General features: G+C 60.3%; 13 protein-coding genes. 6 read left to right on the forward strand and 7 right to left on the reverse strand.

The genetic code is table 11. From position 1 onward, the window contains the following. Positions 1–12 precede the first annotated feature (12 nt). Positions 13–3126: a transglycosylase domain-containing protein gene (locus tag AC3IT6_RS05175; protein WP_489354501.1), complete on the reverse strand. Its 3114-nt coding sequence runs from the start codon at positions 3124–3126 to the stop codon at positions 13–15. A gap of 558 nt (positions 3127–3684) precedes the next feature. On the opposite strand from AC3IT6_RS05175, the gene AC3IT6_RS05180 reads away from it, so the two are divergent. Further along, entirely contained in the window at positions 3685–5106 is a 1422-nt protein-coding gene (locus AC3IT6_RS05180) for an amino acid permease (RefSeq protein ID WP_489354502.1), read from the forward strand. A 64-nt stretch (positions 5107–5170) separates the two neighbouring features. Here the strand turns inward: AC3IT6_RS05180 and AC3IT6_RS05185 are convergent, their stop codons facing one another. Next, entirely contained in the window at positions 5171–6304 is a 1134-nt protein-coding gene (locus AC3IT6_RS05185) for an OpgC family protein (RefSeq protein ID WP_489354503.1), read from the reverse strand. A gap of 244 nt (positions 6305–6548) precedes the next feature. Here AC3IT6_RS05185 and AC3IT6_RS05190 point away from each other — a divergent pair, with 244 nt between their 5' ends. The 3 genes from AC3IT6_RS05190 to AC3IT6_RS05200 are packed head-to-tail and all read left to right on the forward strand — an operon-like array spanning position 6549 to position 9371. Next, positions 6549–6923: a GtrA family protein gene (locus tag AC3IT6_RS05190; protein WP_489354504.1), complete on the forward strand. Its 375-nt coding sequence runs from the start codon at positions 6549–6551 to the stop codon at positions 6921–6923. Then, on the forward strand, positions 6920–7861 hold the full coding sequence (locus AC3IT6_RS05195) for a glycosyltransferase family 2 protein (RefSeq protein ID WP_489354505.1): 942 nt from the start codon (positions 6920–6922) through the stop codon (positions 7859–7861). Before AC3IT6_RS05190 ends, AC3IT6_RS05195 begins: the two co-directional genes overlap by 4 nt. Before the next feature lies 1 nt (position 7862). Next, entirely contained in the window at positions 7863–9371 is a 1509-nt protein-coding gene (locus AC3IT6_RS05200; protein ID WP_489354506.1) for a glucosyltransferase domain-containing protein, read from the forward strand. Positions 9372–9398: 27 nt separating this feature from the next. Here AC3IT6_RS05200 and AC3IT6_RS05205 read toward each other — a convergent pair whose 3' ends face one another. Together AC3IT6_RS05205 and AC3IT6_RS05210 are read right to left on the reverse strand one after the other, a co-directional pair. Continuing rightward, a complete protein-coding gene (locus AC3IT6_RS05205; protein ID WP_489354507.1) occupies positions 9399–11018 on the reverse strand; it encodes an FMN-binding glutamate synthase family protein in 1620 nt (539 codons plus the stop codon). 178 nt (positions 11019–11196) lie between these two features. Further along, positions 11197–11997, reverse strand: a complete 801-nt coding sequence (locus AC3IT6_RS05210; RefSeq protein ID WP_489354508.1) for a helix-turn-helix transcriptional regulator — start codon at positions 11995–11997, stop codon at positions 11197–11199. A gap of 124 nt (positions 11998–12121) precedes the next feature. On the opposite strand from AC3IT6_RS05210, the gene AC3IT6_RS05215 reads away from it, so the two are divergent. Both AC3IT6_RS05215 and AC3IT6_RS05220 read left to right on the forward strand, forming a co-directional pair. Next, complete coding sequence (locus AC3IT6_RS05215; protein ID WP_489354509.1) at positions 12122–12943, forward strand: carbon-nitrogen hydrolase family protein; 822 nt, start codon at positions 12122–12124, stop codon at positions 12941–12943. Between the two features lie 224 nt (positions 12944–13167). Continuing rightward, complete coding sequence (locus AC3IT6_RS05220; protein WP_489354510.1) at positions 13168–14493, forward strand: APC family permease; 1326 nt, start codon at positions 13168–13170, stop codon at positions 14491–14493. A gap of 7 nt (positions 14494–14500) precedes the next feature. Here the strand turns inward: AC3IT6_RS05220 and AC3IT6_RS05225 are convergent, their stop codons facing one another. Genes AC3IT6_RS05225 through AC3IT6_RS05235 form a run of 3 tightly spaced genes read right to left on the reverse strand, consistent with a single transcriptional unit; the run spans position 14501 to position 18668 of the window. Further along, positions 14501–15907 (reverse strand): ATP-binding protein, encoded by a 1407-nt coding sequence (locus tag AC3IT6_RS05225; RefSeq protein WP_489354511.1) that lies wholly within the window; start codon positions 15905–15907, stop codon positions 14501–14503. Further along, entirely contained in the window at positions 15904–17718 is a 1815-nt protein-coding gene (locus AC3IT6_RS05230; protein WP_489354512.1) for a DAHL domain-containing protein, read from the reverse strand. Before AC3IT6_RS05230 ends, AC3IT6_RS05225 begins: the two co-directional genes overlap by 4 nt. Then, the gene (locus AC3IT6_RS05235) at positions 17715–18668 is read right to left on the reverse strand and encodes a cytochrome-c peroxidase (RefSeq protein WP_489354513.1); all 954 of its coding nucleotides are present in this window, start codon (positions 18666–18668) and stop codon (positions 17715–17717) included. Before AC3IT6_RS05235 ends, AC3IT6_RS05230 begins: the two co-directional genes overlap by 4 nt. Positions 18669–18714: the final 46 nt, after the last annotated feature.

Here is an 18714-nt window from a genome sequence, read left to right on the forward strand (position 1 = left end):
TTTTTGTAATGGTCAGCGGACAACCGTTGCCTCGGTTGGCTGGCACATCGTGTGGGTGCCCGGTTGCAGGTACGGCGTCAGAATCGGTGCCATGCCCTTGAGCACCTGCACCGGCAACGCCGAGGTGAAGGTGAAGCTTTCCGCCGAGCGGCCCGGCACGAACGCCGTCAGGGTGCCGAAGTGGGTATCGCCGATGTAGAACACGAACGTGGCCGTGCGGTTGAGCGATTTCGAACTCAGGATCCGTCCGCCGGAACCGATGGCTTCGATGCGGTTGTCACCGGTACCGGTCTTGCCGCCCATGGCCAGCGGGCTGCCATCCGGCAATTTGAAACTGCCGGCCACGCGTTTGGCCGTACCGGCATCCACCACTTGTGAAAGAGCCTCGCGCATGGCGGTCGCCACCTCGGATGGCATCACCCGTTTGCCGACGTCCGGGTCATTGATCAGTTGGGTTTCATAGGGCGTGTTCGCAGCGAAATGCAGGCTGTCGATGCGCAGGGTTGGCATGCGCACGCCATCGTTGAGGATGGTGCCGATCAGTTCGGCCAGGGCGGCGGGGCGGTCGCCGGAGCTGCCGATGGCGGTGGCCAGCGACGGCACCAGGTGGTCGAACGGATAGCCGACCTTCTGCCAGCGCTGGTGGATGTCGAGGAAAGCTTCGATCTCCAGCATGGTGCGGATGCGACTGTCGCGGGCGCCCTTGTGCCGGCTTTTGAACAGCCAGCTGTAGACCTCCTGGCGCTCGAACTTACTGGCTTTGACGATGTCGCCCCACTTGGCGTCGGGGTGATTGAGCAGGTAGCCAATCAGCCACAGGTCCAGCGGGTGAACCTTGGCGATGAAGCCCTGGTCCGGCAAGTCGTAGGAGCCGGGACCGTAGGCCTCGTAGAGCCGCACGAGACGCTCGTCAGTGAGTTTTTCCGTGAGCTTGGCGCCGGTGAGGTGCGAGCGCACGAAGGCGTTGAAGCTTTCCTGACTGGCCTGTGGCAGCAGGTAGCGGTGCACTGCGGCCATGCGGATCGGGGTTGGCCGCATGCTGTCGAGGAAGGTCTCGAGCCGGTCCTGGGTGTCCTTGTTCTTGTACTTTTTCCAGAACTTGAGCAGGAACGACGTGCCCTCGCGGTCGGCGAATTCGGCCAGGTATTCCTGGCGCCGCGGGTCGCGGTCGTCTTTGAGCAGTTCGGCACTGCTGTTCGGGCCGGAGTAGGTGGTGTAGCGCACCAGGTCACGCATCAGGCGAATGAACGGCAGGTTGATCGACTCGCGCAGGGCGTCGCGCAGGGGCGGTATCCGGCCGTTGTCTTCCTTGCGGAAGTTGTTGAACACGTGCAGGCCGCCACCGGTGAAAAACGCCTCGCCGGGGCTGGCGGAGTATTTGCGGTCCAGGGCTGCGCCGAGCATTATTTTCAGGTCGCGGTCCTTGTTCTCGATCAGGTAATCGACCGCCCAGCGGCTCAGGCGGTCCTGGTCCGGTACGTCGACTTTCTTCAGTTCCGCAACGGCCATGCCGGCGTATTTGTCGTGCAGCTCGGCGATGATTTGCAGGTAGGTGGTCAGCACGCGCATTTTCGCGGTGGAGCCCAGTTCCAGTTTGCTGCCTTCGTTGATGTCGAATGGCTGGTCGGTGCTGTCGGTCTGTACCCGAACCCGCGAGCCGTCCGGGGTCAGTTCGAACAAGGTGAAGCTGTAGCGTACCTGGGTGGTGCTGGTGGTGGTCAGGAGGCGTTCGCCGATCAGGCCGATTTGCGTGGCAAACTCAGGGTCGGCGAGTTTTTTCAGGTACTCGGTGGCCTCGCTTTGCAACTCGCCTTGCAGGGTGCTGGTGGCGGAGAGGTCAAGGCGGTCGAGGTCATACAGCGGACGGTTGAGCATGCCGGCCAGACGGCTGCGGGCGACACTGATGCCCTTGTTGGTTTCGATCGGTTGAATGGTCGGCTGGGTGGCCCAGTCGCGGTAGGTCACTTTGCTGGCCAGGGCTGCTGCGGCGAGCTGAGCATCGATTACATTGTTTTGTGCCAGCAGGCGAATATGGCTGTCGGTGAGGTCGGCCAGTTCATCATGACCCTTGGTCAGGTAATGCGACGGGCGGCGCTGGGCAATCATCAACGACAGCATTTCACGCAGGGCCAGGCCTTTTTCCGCGATGGTTTTTGGATCCGTCGCGGTGCTGGCAAGCGCTTCGTTGGCCTGATTGAAGTCGGAGCCGTACCACACGCGCAACCCTTCAGCCATGCCATGCACTTCACCATGGCCCGGTACGGCCGACAGCGGCACGCTGTTGAGGTAATCGCGAACCACGTTCTGCCGGGCTTCGAGGGTTTGTGGCCCGGCCTGGTAGGCGCGTACGGTGGCGGAAATCATCTGGCGAATTTTTTCCGCGCCACTGACCGTCAAGCCATCGGGGGAATGCCGGTACTTCTCCAGTTGCGTGGCCAGGGTACTGCCACCGGCGGACTGGCCGGGCACGTGCAACATCTTGGCCAGCTGGGACCACGCCGCCATGCCGAACCGTGGCCAGTCCACCGCCGGGTTGGCCAGCGGTTGCCTGGGGTCGAGCAGGAAGCGGTTTTCGATGAACAGCAGGCTGTTGACCACCACCGGCGGGATCGAGGCAAAAGTTGAATAGAGCTGCTGTGGATAGTTGTACTGGTACAGCGGCGCTGCACGGCAATCGGTGATCGACAGCCCGGCCTGGATTTTCTCGGCATAAGGCAAGAACAGGCCCTTGTCGCTGTACTTCAACAGCGCCGGGGAAAAGCGGGTTTGCGCTTCGACGACGAAATTGCGCTTGATCAGGCGCGGCAGGAACTCATCCAGCGAGCTGTAGCCCAGGCGCCGATCGAACGGACCTTCCCCCGGATAGCGAATCGCATCGCTGGGGCCGGGTTTGAGCTCATAGCTCAGGGACGCGGCGTATTTGCTGACTTCCTGGGCCTGGAACTTCGAGGTACGCATCTCCCTCGCGGCGGCCAGCCCCACGACAACCGCGATTATCAACAGCAATAGCCAGAACGCTCCCCATCCGTGCCTGGAGCGACGGGGTTTTTCAGGAATAGGCGCTTCATCCTCACCTTCATTCGGAACCACGGTTTTACTCGAATCGGTTTGCCACAAAGCGCCCATAGTCGACTGATCCATTCACGCAGATTGATCGGACTTCACTGAAGCTTAGACGGTGGTTGGCGAGGGTGAAAAAAATGTGAAGGGCAAAATGATGCACGGACGCACCGATAATCAGGCTGATTGAAGCAGTTGTGGCTGTGCGGCGTTCCGACGGGCCCCCTCGCCACAGTTGTGATAGCACCTGAAGCAGGGTGGTGGTCTGTAATGGCCGGACTAGAGCTATTTCGAGGGTGAATGCGGCTTTCGTAGGGGCATGACGATGCACCAATGCTGTGCAATACTCCGCGCCCTTTAAATGATGAAAATTCCTACAAAGTCCAGGTGATGCCCCTCCGCAAGTTGGGTTATTGCCGGGATTTATGGCTGAATTTAGTGGTTTATAGAGTGAATATCTCTGTCGTCAGCTTTTTATACTGCACGCCCCGCTGATCTTGCAGGTTTTGTCCTGCAGGACGGTTCTGCTTACAACGCAGGCCCGGTTACGCGAAGCAACTGGCTTATCGGTCGGGGGCTTCAACGCTCGGTGGTCATATCCAAAAACAAGATGAGGTGCCCCTTATGCCCGTAGGCAATCACCAGCCCAACGGCGAGACCGCTCAGGGCGGTCCGCTTAAACGTGAACTCGGCGAGCGGCATATTCGCCTGATGGCACTCGGTGCCTGTATCGGCGTCGGCCTGTTCCTGGGCTCGGCCAAGGCCATCGAAATGGCCGGTCCGGCCATCATGCTGTCTTACATCATCGGCGGTCTGGCGATCCTGGTGATCATGCGCGCCCTCGGCGAGATGGCCGTGCATAACCCGGTCGCCGGCTCGTTCAGCCGTTACGCCCAAGACTACCTCGGCCCGTTGGCGGGTTTCCTGACCGGCTGGAACTACTGGTTCCTGTGGCTGGTGACCTGCGTCGCGGAAATCACTGCCGTGGCGGTCTACATGGGCATCTGGTTCCCCGACGTGCCGCGCTGGATCTGGGCGCTCGCTGCGCTGATCAGTATGGGCTCGATCAACCTGATCGCAGTCAAGGCCTTCGGTGAGTTCGAGTTCTGGTTTGCCCTGATCAAGATCGTCACCATCATTGCGATGGTGCTCGGCGGCATCGGTATCATCGCTTTCGGTTTCGGCAACGACGGCGTGGCCCTGGGGATTTCCAACCTGTGGACCCACGGTGGCTTCATGCCTAACGGCGTAACTGGCGTGTTGATGTCGCTGCAAATGGTGATGTTCGCCTACCTGGGCGTGGAGATGATCGGCCTGACCGCCGGTGAAGCGAAGAACCCGCAAAAGACCATCCCCAACGCCATCGGCTCGGTGTTCTGGCGGATTCTGCTGTTCTACGTCGGTGCGTTGTTCGTGATCCTGTCGATCTACCCGTGGAACGAAATCGGCACCCAGGGCAGTCCGTTCGTGATGACTTTCGAGCGGCTGGGCATCAAGACCGCGGCGGGCATCATCAACTTCGTGGTGATCACCGCGGCGTTGTCGTCCTGCAACGGCGGCATCTTCAGTACCGGGCGCATGCTCTACAGCCTGGCGCAGAACGGCCAGGCCCCGGCCGGCTTTGCCAAGACCTCGAACAACGGCGTGCCGCGTCGTGCATTGCTGCTGTCGATTGGCGCGTTGCTGCTGGGCGTTCTGCTCAACTATCTGGTGCCGGAAAAGGTGTTTGTCTGGGTGACGGCGATCGCCACCTTCGGCGCGATCTGGACCTGGGCGATGATCCTGCTGGCGCAGCTCAAGTTCCGCAAAGGCCTGAGCGCCAGCGAAGCGGCCGGCCTGAAATACCGCATGTGGCTGTACCCGGCCAGTTCGTACCTGGCGCTGGCGTTCCTGGTGCTGGTGGTCGGCCTGATGGCGTACTTCCCGGACACCCGCGTGGCGCTGTATGTGGGCCCTGCGTTCCTGGTGCTGCTGACGGTGCTGTTCTACGTGTTCAAGCTGCAACCGACCAATGCCTCGCAGGGTGCGGCGCGTTCGGTTTCGTAAGCTCCAACGCTTGAAATGAAAAAGCCCCGGTCGTAAATGATCGGGGCTTTTTGGTTTTTGAAGATCAATGGATCGCAGCCTGCGATCTTTTGATTGTCTGGTTCAACCGCTTGTTGAACTCAAGCCAGGTCGCCAGCAGCGCCATCAACCCTGCACCCACCAGAGCCGTAAATATCTGCATGGCAAAAGCATCGTCGGTCAACGCATTGACCATATCCGCCAATGGCGCCAGCAGCACGCCCAGACAGAAAATCTCCAGCGAGAAACGGCCCATGCGGCAACTTTGCTGCGCGAGCCAGTTTTGCGTCCATCCGCTGTCGGGAATCAGTTTCGCCGTGACGTAGGCCAGCGCGAGGAAGTGCAGCAGGCGCACGGGCGAAAGGTCAGTCTTGCTGATGGGGTACAGGACGTTTTGCAGGCTCGCCGGCACCATCGCATCGTGTATGTCCGGCCAACGCCACAGAACGGTCAACACACCTGCGACCACGACATACAGCGCCGCGCTGACAAACAGTGGTCGGCGTAGCAATGGGCGAGTCTCGGGCAAGCGCGGGCGCTGGCTGTGAATCGCAGCGGCACCGCCGAGCACGAACAGCAACTGCCAGGCGACCGGGTTGAAATACCACACACCGTCCTTGATGGCCGCCAGGTTCCAGCCAGCCAGTGGCACCATCAGATACAGCGCCAATGACATCGCGACCACCACCCAGGCCTTGCGCACCAGAATCGGCAGCACCAGGGGCAAGCCCGCCAACAGCACGATGTACAGCGGCAATGGGTCCATCAGGTTCGGCTTGAAGCGCAACAGCAGTTCATCGATCAAGGCCTGCTGCGGGTTGCTGATGAAGTGATGCATGCCCATTTCTTCCACCAGATCCCGTGTTTCCACGTGGCTGTTGGCGAAAAACACAATGCCCATCAGCATCGCCAGCAGAAAGATATGCACCACGTAGAGCACCCACGCCCGGCGCAGGATTTTCACGCAGGCGATCAGAAAGCCTTCGCGCGCCAGGACTTTGCCGTACGCCAGTACCGCCGCGTAACCTGCCAGAAACACGAAAACCTCGGCCGCATCGCTGTAACCGAAGTTACGCAGGGTGATTTGTCCCAAGGGGTTGTGGGGCACGTGATCCCAAAAGATAAAGATCAGTGCCAGACCACGAAAAAAGTCGATCCGGTGATCGCGTGCTAACGTCATGACAGCAAACTCGTAACAGCGGGTGAAAATGGGATTGGCCGTGGGCGCAAAGGCCACGTGCCCAATCGGCGGCGCGCAGGGTGGACTGATTCGTGGGCAATTGCAAAGTCGGGATATTACCGGATGTCTCGGGCGTTGCTTCAAGGCTCAACCGCTGGTCTGAAAGGTCCAAAAACCTGCGATTTCTGACAGTAGACAGTCTCAAATATTAATGAGTGCAACGTTCTTGAAACGGGAGCCTCCCATGAGACTGTTATGGAAAGGGCTGTCCAGTTACACGGTGATCGGGGTCGCCAACACCCTGATTCACTGGCAGATCTTTTTCCTGCTGAGCGTGGCGGCCGGCCTCAGTCAGGCGATCAGCAACCTGGCGGCCTTCTGCGTGGCTGCGTCGTTTTCCTTCTATATGAACGCGCAATTTACCTTCGCCGCCCATGCCACGGTCGCAGGTTATCTACTGTTTCTTTTTGGCATGGGGGCATTGAGCCTGGGTGTCGGCCATCTGGGCGACGCCTGGCGATTGCACGGTTTGTTCACCGTGGCCCTGTTTTCGGCGTTGAGCCTGGTGTTCGGTTTCCTGTATTCCAAATACGTGGTGTTTCGCGAGCGTGATCGATGAAAATCTCGCTCATTGTCCCGGTGTTCAACGAAGAGCAGTCAATCAACCTGTTTTATCAGGCGGTGCGACGGGAGTTGAAGCTGGGCGGCACCGAAGTCGAGATCGTGTTCATCAACGATGGCAGCTCCGACCGCACGGCCGAACAGGCTACGGCACTGGCCCAGGCGGATGATCAGGTCATGCTGATCAATTTCTCGCGCAACTTCGGCAAGGAGCCGGCACTGTTTGCCGGCCTGGAGCACGCCAGCGGCGATGCCGTGATTCCCATGGATGTCGATCTGCAGGACCCGATCAACGTCATTCCGTTGTTGATCGAGCAATGGCAAAAGGGTGCCGACGTGGTCCTCGCCAAACGCCGAAACCGGGCCGCCGACGGCTACCTCCGACGCCACAGCGCGTCGATTTTCTACCATGTGCTCAATCGCATCGCCTACACCCGCATCGAGGAAAACGTCGGGGACTTTCGGCTGATGGATCGTAAGGTGGTCGACGTGATCCGGTCCCTGCCCGAGCACCAGTTGTTCATGAAAGGCGTGTTGTCGTGGGCCGGGTTCAACACCGTGGTGGTGGAGTACGAGCGGCCAGGAAGGGTGGCGGGGAGCAGCAAGTTCAATGTCTGGAAGCTATGGAACCTGGCCCTGGAAGGCGTGACCTCGTTCAGTACCGTGCCCCTGCGCTTGTGGACTTACGTCGGTAGCGGCATTTCGATTTTCGCGGTGCTCTATGCGGTGTACATGGTGCTGGACAAGATTTTCTTCGGCAACAGCGTCCCCGGTTATCCGTCGCTGATGACCGCCATCCTGTTTCTCGGCGGCGTGCAACTGATCGGCATCGGCATCCTCGGCGAGTACATCGGTCGCATCTACATCGAGGCCAAGCACCGGCCGCGCTATGTGATCAAGGACATCGTCGGCGGTAAAGACCGGAGCAGGCGTTAGCATGGGCCGGTTCAGCGACTTCTTCGTTCGCGAGCTCAGCCGGCATCAGGTCTGGCGGTTTTTTCTGTTCGCCACCCTGGTGTATGTCCTGCCGTTGATCCTCGCCGATTATCCCTACATCGATGACAACTGGCGTTCGCTGTCGGCGGGCATGGCCTGGGCCGAACAGGGCCGACTCTTCACCCAGCTGTTCTACAACGCGCTGACCTTCAGCCATGCCGCGCCAAACATCTTTCCCTTGCCCTTGTTGATCACCACGCTGGCCATGGCGTCGGCGCTGACCAGCCTGACGTTCCATTACTTTCACAAGCCAAGCGTCGCTTGTTGCCTGGTGCTGTTGCCGCTCTGGTACAACCCGTTCTTCTTGCAAAACCTGTCCTATCAATACGACGGTCCGGCGACGACCCTGAGCCTGGTGGCGGTGATCTATGCCATCACCTTTCGTCACCCGTGGCGTAGCGTTCAATGGCTGGTGCCTGCGTTCCTGATAGCACTGGCGCTGGGGTTGTATCAGATCAGCCTGAATGTGTTCCTGGGCCTGTGTTGCCTGGAGTTGCTCAGGGCCGCCAACGATAAAACGGCCCCGGTGCCTTGGCGCGACTTGCTGGGCTGGAAAGCCGCCCAGGTCATCCTCGGCGGGTTGATCTACAGCGTCAGTGCTTATCCGTTCATGGACTTGAATCGCACATTGCTGCTCGATTGGACGGCGCATCCTTCATTGCAGATCCAGATCAACATTGCCCGGGTCCTGGAAAAAGTCGTGCTGTTGTTCCATGGCGGATGGCTCTGGGTGTCTGGCGGGTTGCTGTTGATTGCGATAGCCGGGGCGGTGCGGTTGGGATTGAACGTAGCGGCGCGTCAGGAAGGCGGGCCGAAGAAGCTGTTGATCGGCCTGATGTGCTTGCTGACATTGCCCTTGGTGACGCTGCTGGTGTCCGGTGTGGCGCTGATTTTCCGCGACTTCAACGAAGGCGCCCGCACCTTGATGGGCTTCGCCGTGCTGCTGGTGTTGCTGTTCTACCTGGGGCATCTGGCGCTGGCGTCGATCCATGAGCGCCTGCCGCTGCTGTTGATGATTCCTCTGCTGGCCATGTTGTCGCTGTCGTTCGCCCATGGCCGGGTGCTGACGGTGCAGAAAACCTTTGCGTCCATGGCGCTGGCCGGTCTTGCGTACGACATCGCCAGCCATCAGTCGCTGCGCGAGGCCAGGCGGATCTACATCTCGGTGAGTTATTCCGACTATTGGTTAGTGGCGGCGGCAGGTTCATTCAAGCAGTTGCCGGTGCTGCACTACCTGCTCAATACCGACTTTTACATGCTGGCCGAGAATCTGCCGAAAGCCGGGATCACCAACGTGGTGGCGGAGCGGGAACGGCGCAACGCGACGCGGGTCGGTTATCAGGGCTATCCGGCGCTGGTGGACAGCCAGTTCTACCGGATTTACCTGATCGGTGATTACGGTTTTATCGTGATGAAGGAACCGACCCCGAGCAAAACACTGCGTTGGTGACACGCGATTTTGATCGGGGTGGCGAGGTCATGCCGCCGCTATGTCATGGGGCTCGAAACTGTCGGCCCGGGCCATCTGCCACATCCGCGAGTAGAACTCGCCGTTCACTTCGCCGGTCAGCAACTCTCCCGGTTTGAGGAAAACGTGCAGCTGCGAGAACAGCTTGATCTCGGTCGCCGACATGCGTCGCACCAGATGCTTGGCGGACAACTGCGACGGATGTTCGAGGCCGGCGGCGGCGAGCATTTCCGCCAGGGCCTTGAGGGTGTTGCGGTGGAAGTTGAACACGCGCTGGGCCTTGTCCGGCACCACCAGCGCGCGCTGGCGCAGGGTGTCCTGGGTGGCGACGCCGGTCGGGCATTTGTTGGTGTGGCAGCTCTGCGACTGGATGCAGCCGATGGCGAACATGAAGCCGCGCGCGGAGTTGGCCCAGTCGGCGCCGATGGCCAGCACGCTGGCGATGTCGAAGGCGCTGACGATCTTGCCGCTGGCGCCGAGCTTGATCTTGTCCCGCAGGTTCAAGCCCACCAGGGTGTTGTGCACGAACAGCAGGCCTTCGCGCATCGGCACACCGATGTGGTCGGTGAACTCCACGGGCGCGGCACCGGTGCCGCCTTCCTTGCCGTCCACCACGATGAAGTCCGGGAGGATGCCCGTTTCCAGCATGGCCTTGGCAATGCCCATGAACTCCCACGGATGGCCGAGGCAGAACTTGAAGCCCACCGGTTTGCCGCCGGACAGTTCACGCAGTTGTGCGATGAAATGCATCATTTCGATCGGCGTGGAAAACGCCGTGTGGCGCGACGGTGACACGCAGTCCTCGCCCATCAGGATGCCGCGGGTTTCGGCGATTTCCCGGGTGACCTTGTGCTTGGGCAGGATGCCGCCGTGGCCGGGCTTGGCGCCCTGGCTCATCTTGATTTCGATCATCCGCACCTGCGGCGTCCGGGCTTGTGCCGCAAAGCGTTCCGGGTCGAAGCGGCCGTCGTTGGTGCGGCAGCCGAAGTAGCCGCTGCCCAGTTCCCAGGTCAGGTCGCCACCGTTTTCCCGGTGATAGGGGCTGATGCTGCCTTCGCCGGTGTCATGGGCGAAGTTGCCGAGCTTGGCACCCTGGTTCAACGCGCGGATGGCGTTGGCGCTGAGGGAGCCGAAACTCATCGCCGAGATATTGAACACCGACGCCGAATACGGCTGGGTGCACTGTGGGCCACCGACGGTGACGCGGAAACTGCTCGGGTCGCTCAACGGCGCCGGGCGCATGGAGTGGCCGATGAATTCGAAACCCGACTGGTACACGTCAATCAGCGTGCCGAAGGGTTTGTCGGCGGTTTCATTCTTGGCCCGGGAGTAGACCAGCGAGCGCTGGGCCCGGGAGAAGGGCAGGGCGTCGCTGTCGGATTCGAGCAGGTACTGGCGGATTTCCGGGCGGATGCCTTCGACCAGATAGCGGATATTGCCGAGGATCGGGTAGTTGCGGCGCACTGCGTGTGGGCTTTGCAGCAGATCGAACAGGCCGATCAGGCTGAGGACAGCGGTGACGGCGGTGATCGGCCAGAGCCAGTCGTATTCAATAAACGGCAGGCTGGCGAGGGTGAAGATCACGCAGACGGCAAAGAAGGCGTAGCGGCTCAGGAGTGACAGGCTCATACGGTTTCCTTGGGTTCGGACTCAATGGTTTCAACGCAGCAGGTGCATGGATATGAAGATCCCTGTGGGAGCGGGCTTGCTCGCGAAGACGGATTCACTTTCAGCATTTTTGTTGACTGACACACCGCTTTCGCGAGCAAGCCCGCTCCCACATGAAGCAAAGCACCTCACCGGGCATTCAGGCATTTTGTGCCTGGAGAAAAATCGAAAACAGCTCGGACTGGGATTTGATTCCCAACTTGCTGTACATGTGTTTCTTGTGGACTTTCACGGTTTCGACCGAGATTTCCAGCTTACGGGCGATTTCTTTACTGGAGCAACCGCTGAGCATCAAACGCCCGACATCCAGCTCCCGAACCGTCAACTGCGCGCCTTTGAGCTGCTGCACCGAGGCCTCCAGCTGTACCCGCCAATCAGCTTGCGGCGGTGCGGGGGCCAGGGCCACGGCTTCGTTGATTTCATAGGGTAGACGCTGACGCAACAGGCCGAGCACCCACGGCTGGATCAACGACAACAAGGCGATCTGTTGGCCGCTGAAGCGCTGGGTGCTGCCCAGGGACAGGCACAGCGTGCGGTCGCCCTCGAGCTGGCAATTGAACTGGATTTCGTCGGCCACCACATTCAGACGAAAGTAGCGCTGGTAATACTCGGTCAGCTCGAAGTGCTCCGGGGCCACTTCCGACAGGCGATACAGACCGGTGCGCGACTGCTCGCGGCAGGCGATGTAGAAGGGGTCGAGCAGGTACAGGCCGCGCAGGTAATCCTGGAACAACTGGTCAGGGCTGCCGTCCTCGCCGGGGCATTCGGCGAACACCTGCGGGCGCTGATCGGCACTGAAAAGCAGCGCCACCCAGCTGTCGAAGGGCACGTACTGGTCCAGCAGGCGGACAAGCTGGGTCCAGAAATTGGGCTTGTCCAGGGCGTCGATCAGTTGCCCCACCGAGCGGTGCCAGGCGATGTCGTCCAACGAGAGTGTCATGCATCTACCCCTATCGTGTTACCCCAGCGGCGTAATTCCCCGCCCGGTTGCTTGCTGCGCATACTGGCGCACAGACACCGACCGGGCAATCTTTCTGCCGCCCGGTCCATGACAAGGAATACCCATGAAGGTCGAACTCGCCCAATTGGCAGGCCGTGACAACGACACGGCCTACAACCTCGAACGCACCCTGACGGCGATGGCTGCGTGCGCAGCCGATACGCAGCTGATCCTGTTTCCCGAAGGCCACTTGATGGGCTTCCCTTCGGCCGAGTCCGTGGCTGATGTGGCCGAGGCGCTGGACGGCCCGTCGGTCAGTGCGGTGATCGCCGCCGCCCGCGAGCGCAATATCGCCGTGGCCATCGGCATGGCCGAGAACGACAACGGCCGCTTCTACAACACCACGCTGCTGATCACGCCTGAAGGCATCGCGCTGAAGTACCGCAAGACTCACTTGTGGGCCTCGGATCGCGGTGTCTACGAGGCGGGCGATCGCTACGCCACCTGCCTGTGGAACGGCGTGCGCGTGGGCCTGCTGATTTGCTACGACATCGAATTCCCCGAAAGCGCCCGCGCCCTGGCGCAACTGGGGGCCGAACTGTTGATCGTCACCAACGGCAACATGGACCCGTACGGCCCGACCCACCGCACCGCGATGATGGCCCGCGCCCAGGAAAACCAGGCGTTTGCGCTGATGGTCAACCGGGTGGAAGAGGGTGACGGAGGTTTGCTGTTTGCCGGTGGCAGCGCATTGGTCGATCCGTTGGGCACCTTGTTGTTCGAAGCCGGACGCGAGGAAGGGCAGTTTGCGGTCGAGCTGGACCTGAACCAACTGACGGCGGCGCGCCAGGATTATCGCTATCTGGATGATCAGCGGCTGAGGTTGCCAGGGGAGGTGGTTGAGCATGTTTCCGGGGTGCGGGAGCTGCTGATTCCCAAGAGCTGATCCGGATTCCGTGTTGGCTGGACTGACGCCTTCGCGAGCAAGCCCGCTCCCACATTGGTTGTGTGAACGCCCGAGATCAAATGTGGGAGCGGGCTTGCTCGCGAAGGGGCCCTGACAGACGACACACCTATTTGCCAGTTGAACCAAGAACAACAATGCAACACCCGTAACTTGCGCCGAACTCGGCTCTGCCATAAATCCAATAAAATCCGGAGTAGTCGCTCATGGCTCGTTTGCAACGCACCCTGTCACTAGGGTCGGTGGTGCTGTTTGGCATCGCCTACATGACGCCGATCATTGTGCTCGGCACCTTTGGCATCCTCGCCCAATCCACCGCCGGCATGGTCCCGGCCGCGTACCTCGCGGCGCTGGTGGCGATGTTCTTCACCGCCATGAGCTACGGGCGCATGGCCTCGGCGTTCCCGGTGGCCGGCTCGGCCTACAGCTATGTACGCAAGGCCATCAGCCCGAAACTCGGGTTTATCGCCGGTTGGGCGGTACTGCTCGATTACCTGTTCCTGCCCATGGCGATCTGGCTGATCGGCGCGGCCTACCTCAACTCCGCCTTCCCGGCGGTGCCGCAGTGGGTCTGGGTGCTGGCGTTCATCGGCATCACCAGCGCGATCAACATCGTCGGCCTGAAACTGGCCAACGGTATCAACGCCTTGCTGATGTTGGTGCAGTTTTTGGTGCTGATCGCCTTCGTCGCGCTGTGCGTGCATTACGTCGGCGGTGATGCGAGCACGCCGCTGTGGTCGATTAAGCCGTTCTTCAACGGCGACATGCAGATGCCGCTGATCATGAGCGGCGCGGCCATCGCCTGTTACTCGTTCCTGGGCTTCGACGCGGTCAGCACCCTGACCGAAGAAACCCGTGATCCACGCCGCACCATTCCCCGGGCGATCATGCTGATCACCCTGATCGGCGGGCTGATTTTCGTCGGCGTGTCGTACTTTGTGCAGATCGCCCATCCGCCGTTCCGGTTCGACAGCGTCGACTCGGCGGCCTATGAAATTGCCCGCAACATCGGTGGCGACCTGTTCGTGTCGATCTTCCTGATCGGCCTGATCGTCGGCCAGTTCGCCTCGGGGCTTTCGGCCCAGGCCAGCGGTTCGCGGCTGCTGTACGCCATGGGCCGCGATGGCGTGTTGCCGAAGTCGTTTTTCGGCACCTTGCACGAACGCTTCGGCACGCCGATCAACAGCATCCTGCTGTGTGCGGTGGTGGCGTTGCTGGCACTGAAACTGGATGTCACCACCTCGACCTCGTTCATCAACTTCGGCGCGTTCCTGGCGTTCAGCCTGGTCAACCTGTCGGTGATCTTCCATTACTGGATCGGTGGCGAGAAAAAAGGCCCGCGTGAGTTCGTGCTGTTCCTGCTGTTCCCGTTCATCGGTCTGGTGGCGGACCTGTGGCTGATGGTCAGCCTCGATCATCTCGCGATTTACCTGGGCCTGAGCTGGCTGGCGATTGGCGTGGTGTACCTGGCGGTGCTGACCGGCGGGTTCCGTCGCCAGCCGCCGGAATTGGATTTTCAGGAAGCGCTCTGAGGCGCCGTCAGGCGGCCGGTCGGGTCTGGCGTAGCGGAAGTTGTACGCGAAACGTCGTACCGACCCCCAGTTCGCTGCGCACCGAAATATCGCCACCATGTTTTTTCACGATGCCATAGGACAGGGACAGGCCAAGCCCTGTCCCTTGGCCCACCGGTTTGGTTGTGAAAAACGGATCGAAGATTTTTTGCAGGGTGTCGGGCGCGATGCCTGATCCTGTATCGGCGATTTCGATCCACGCCGTCTCGCCCTGCGTCCCGGTGCGAAGGGTGATGGTGCCGCGTTCGGGGCCCATGGCCTGCGCGGCGTTGACCACGAGGTTCATGATGACCTGGTTGATTTGCGACGGCAGGCACTCGATTTCCGGCAGCGCCTGGTAGTCTTTGACCACATCGGCCTTGTACTTGAGTTCGCTGGCGACAATGTTCAGTGTCGACTCGATGCCCTGTTGCAGATTGGCCCATTGCCATTCCTGATTGTTGTCGATCCGGGAGAAGTCTTTCAGGTCCCTGACGATCTGCCCGACCCGGCTGATGCCCTCCTTCGACTCCTTGATCAGCAGCGGCACGTCCTCGCGCAGATACTCAAGTTCGACCTGCTCGCGCAGGTGCTCCAGTTGCAGCGCTATCTGGCTGCCCGCCAGGGCCTGTTCCGCGCGGTGATAAGCGTCGAGCATGGTCAGCAGTTGCTGAAAGTAACCATCCAGAGTGCCAAGGTTGGAGGAGATGAACCCGATCGGATTGTTGATCTCATGCGCGACACCGGCCGCCAGTTGGCCCAGCGAAGCGAGCTTTTCCGATTGCACCAACTGGCCTTCCAGTTGCTTGCGCTCGTCGATTTCCCGCTGCAAGGCCTCGCTGGCATGCTTGAGCTGGGCGGTGCGCTGATCCACCAGGTGTTCCAGGTGATGCATCTGCAGCGAGGCCCGTTCGGTCATTTCCCATTTGGTCAGCAGGGTGTTGGCCATCTGCTTGACTTCGATGTTGTCGAACGGTTTCTTCAGGATCAGCAGCCGGTCATGGGCATTCAGACGATTGAGCAGATCGTCCCAGGAATAATCGGAATAGGCGGTGCAGACCACTACCTGTAGTTGCGGATCCTGCTGCCACAGGTGTTCGATGGTTTTTGCCCCGTCCCAGCCGTCGGGCATTCGCATATCGACAAACGCCAGCGCGTAGGGTCGTTGTTCCTGCAGCGCCCGGTTGAGTTTGCCCAGGCCTTCTTCGCCACCATAGGCCGAATCCAGTTCGAACGTCGGGTGGTCGGTTTTGGCCTGTTTGCCAAACAATGCGGCCTCCATCTCGTCGAGTTCTGCCGAGTGAGCCTGGGGCGGGGCGAGGATCTTGCGAAAATCGTCGTGAATCGACGGCATGTCGTCGATCAACAGAATACGGCGGTTCGAGAGCTCACTCATGCGTTCTCCACTACGGTGATCAGCGGTATCTGCAAGGTAAACAATGCGCCCAGGCCCGGGCCGTCGCTGTGGGCGGTGAGGTGTCCGTTCATCTCGATGGCCGCCAGCGCACAGCTGTGCAGGCCGAAACCATGACCTTCCTTGCGGGTGGTGAAACCGTGGGCAAAGATCCGCGTCATGTTTTCCGGGGCGATACCTTCGCCATCATCCCTGACGCTGATTTCCAGGAAAGTGTCGTCGACGACTCGCATACCGAGGGTCATTTCCCTTGAGCGGTTGCTGAGGTCGGACATTGCGTACTTGGCGTTGCTGATCAGGTTGATCAGGATCAGCAGCAAGCGGTGCTTGTCCCCCATCACCTGAGGCACCTCGCTGTATTCCTTGATCACCGTGACGTGATGCCGGGTCAGTGCTCCTGCATTCATGCGCAGGGCGTCTTCGAGCAGTTCGCTGATGTACAGCGGTTCGGTGATGCTGTTGGCCCCGGCATAGGATTGCTGGGTGGCAACGATGTCCTTGATGTGGTCGACGCTCTTGCTCATCTGCCCCAGTTCGTCGGCCATCTCCTGCTGTTCCTGGGCGATGGCGTCGACCAGTTGATTGAGATAACCGGGCAGTAGCTTGCCCTTGTCGTCCTCGGTCAGGAAATGGCCAAGGTCGTCCGGATGCCCGTTGATCAGTTGCATTGCCTTGCCCAGTCCGAGGGTCTTGCTGCCGCGAAGCTTTCGCGCAATCAGGTCGGCAGAGATGTTCACGCTATTGAGCACGTTGCCGACGTTGTGCAGCACGTTGGTCGCGATTTCGGCCATGCCGGCCTGGCGTGCGGTGGCGAGCAGTTCACTCTGGGCATTCCTGAGCTCGCGGGTACGTTCCTCGACCCGCTGTTCGAGTACGTCGTTGGCGGTTTGCAGAGCACTGTTGACCCGGTTGATCTCGGCGAAGCTGCGGATCAGGCGAAATGCCAGCCACATCAGCAGCAACACCAGCAGGCCGGAAAACACCAGCAGGTAGAAATGGTACTTTTTGTCGATTTTCTCGGCCCGTTGCTGATCCTGGTTGATCATGTTGGTGATGTCGTCCAGACGATCCGCCACGGGAACCGCTTCGATGTCTTCGAGCAAAGCGTTGACAAGCGGCTGCTCGCGCAGGATCAGGGCGACGTGATTGCTGAGGATCCTGATCGGGTCATGAAATTCTCCAGGCAAGCGTTGCGCGTTGACCGCCAGTTTGCTCAGCCCCACCTGAATGTCGGCGGCTTTGTCGGTGGAGGTGACCTGGGCGAACTCCAGGGCACTGAGCAACAGGTCATAGGTATCGGTGGCGATGTTTTGCACTTGCAGCTTGTCGAGGTCAGGCAGGTCGGCCAGTTGTGCCTGGATGTCGTCCTCGGCGGTGGGCAGGAAGGCCAGCGAGTTGCGCAGCAAGGCGTTGTGCGACTTGAACTGCTCCACCAGGTGGGTCTTTTCCTGCATCGCCTGCAGAAAAGCTTCATGGGCATCGTTCCATTGCTGTGATTCGTTGCGCCTTTGACCCGATTCTATGCTGTCGAAGTGCTCCCATAGCCGGTTCATCTCGTTCATTGGCGAAACCAGAGGGTCGTAGTTATGCGAAATCGCCACCCGGGACTTGAGGACCTCGTTTTCCCACTGGGCGTCCTGCTGTTTGATCAGGCGGATCAGATCCCGGGATTCCGAGTAGGTCACGGTATGTTCCGAGTTGGAATTGAAGTACAGAAAAACCAGGATCGAGGCCAGGAGCACGGCGACGAGCCCGAGTAACAGCAGGCTGGCACGACGCGAGATTCTTTTCATGACTTGCCCGCCCTTTCGCCGGTCAGCGTCTTGAGAAACTTCACAATCAGCGCTTTGTCTTCAGCGCTCGGCATGCGCCCCAACTGATACTGGAACATGACGTCCACGGCTCTTTCGAGGGTGGGCGCCGAGCCGTCGTGAAAGTAGGGGGCGGTCAGGGCGACATTGCGCAGGCTCGGGACCTTGAACACCGAGCGGTCCGCTTCGTCACCGGTAATGTTGAACCGTCCCTGGTCGGCGGCGGTCGGGTTACCGCGATCGGCGATGTAATCACCGAACACCCCGAACTTCTGGAACATGTTGCCACCGATGTTCACGCCCTGATGACAGGCGATGCAGCCGTAGTCCTTGAAGCGCTGATAGCCGTATTTCTCGTCGAGGGTCAGGATGCTCGTATTGCCCAGCAGGTATTGATCGAAACGCGATCCGGGCGTCAGCAGGGTGCGCTCGTAGGCGGCCAGTGCGCTCTGTATATTGGCCTTGGTCACTCCATTCGGGTACGCCGCGCTGAAGCCTGCGCGGTAGTCTGCATCCTCGGAAATCCGCTGGACGATGGTCTTCCAGTCGCTGCCCATTTCGTGGGGACTGGTAATGACGACGTTGCTTTGCGCCTCGAGCGTTTCGACGCGGCCGTCCCAGAATTGGCGAAAGTTGAGGCTGGCGTTGAACACTGTCGGCGTGTTGATCGATACCGGTTGTCCATCGAAGCCGAGGGAAAGTGCGCGGGTGTCAGCTCCGTTTCTGTCCAGTTGATGACAACTGGCGCAGGACAGGGTGTTGTTGACCGACAGGCGCGGATCACTGAAGAGCCTGCGACCGAGTTCGACCTGACCGGGGTTCTGTTTCGGTATCTCGGGCAAAGGTTTGAGCGGTTCGTCCAGCGGCGCGGCACCGGCGATTGCACTGAGCCCGTAAAGCAGGATTGCAAGGGAGTGGGGGACAAGGGACATGGGCCATCGTCTCGCGAATTTACCGCCGGACTGTCGTTTCTGCCTG

This window comes from Pseudomonas sp. KH_017 (assembly GCF_057840285.1).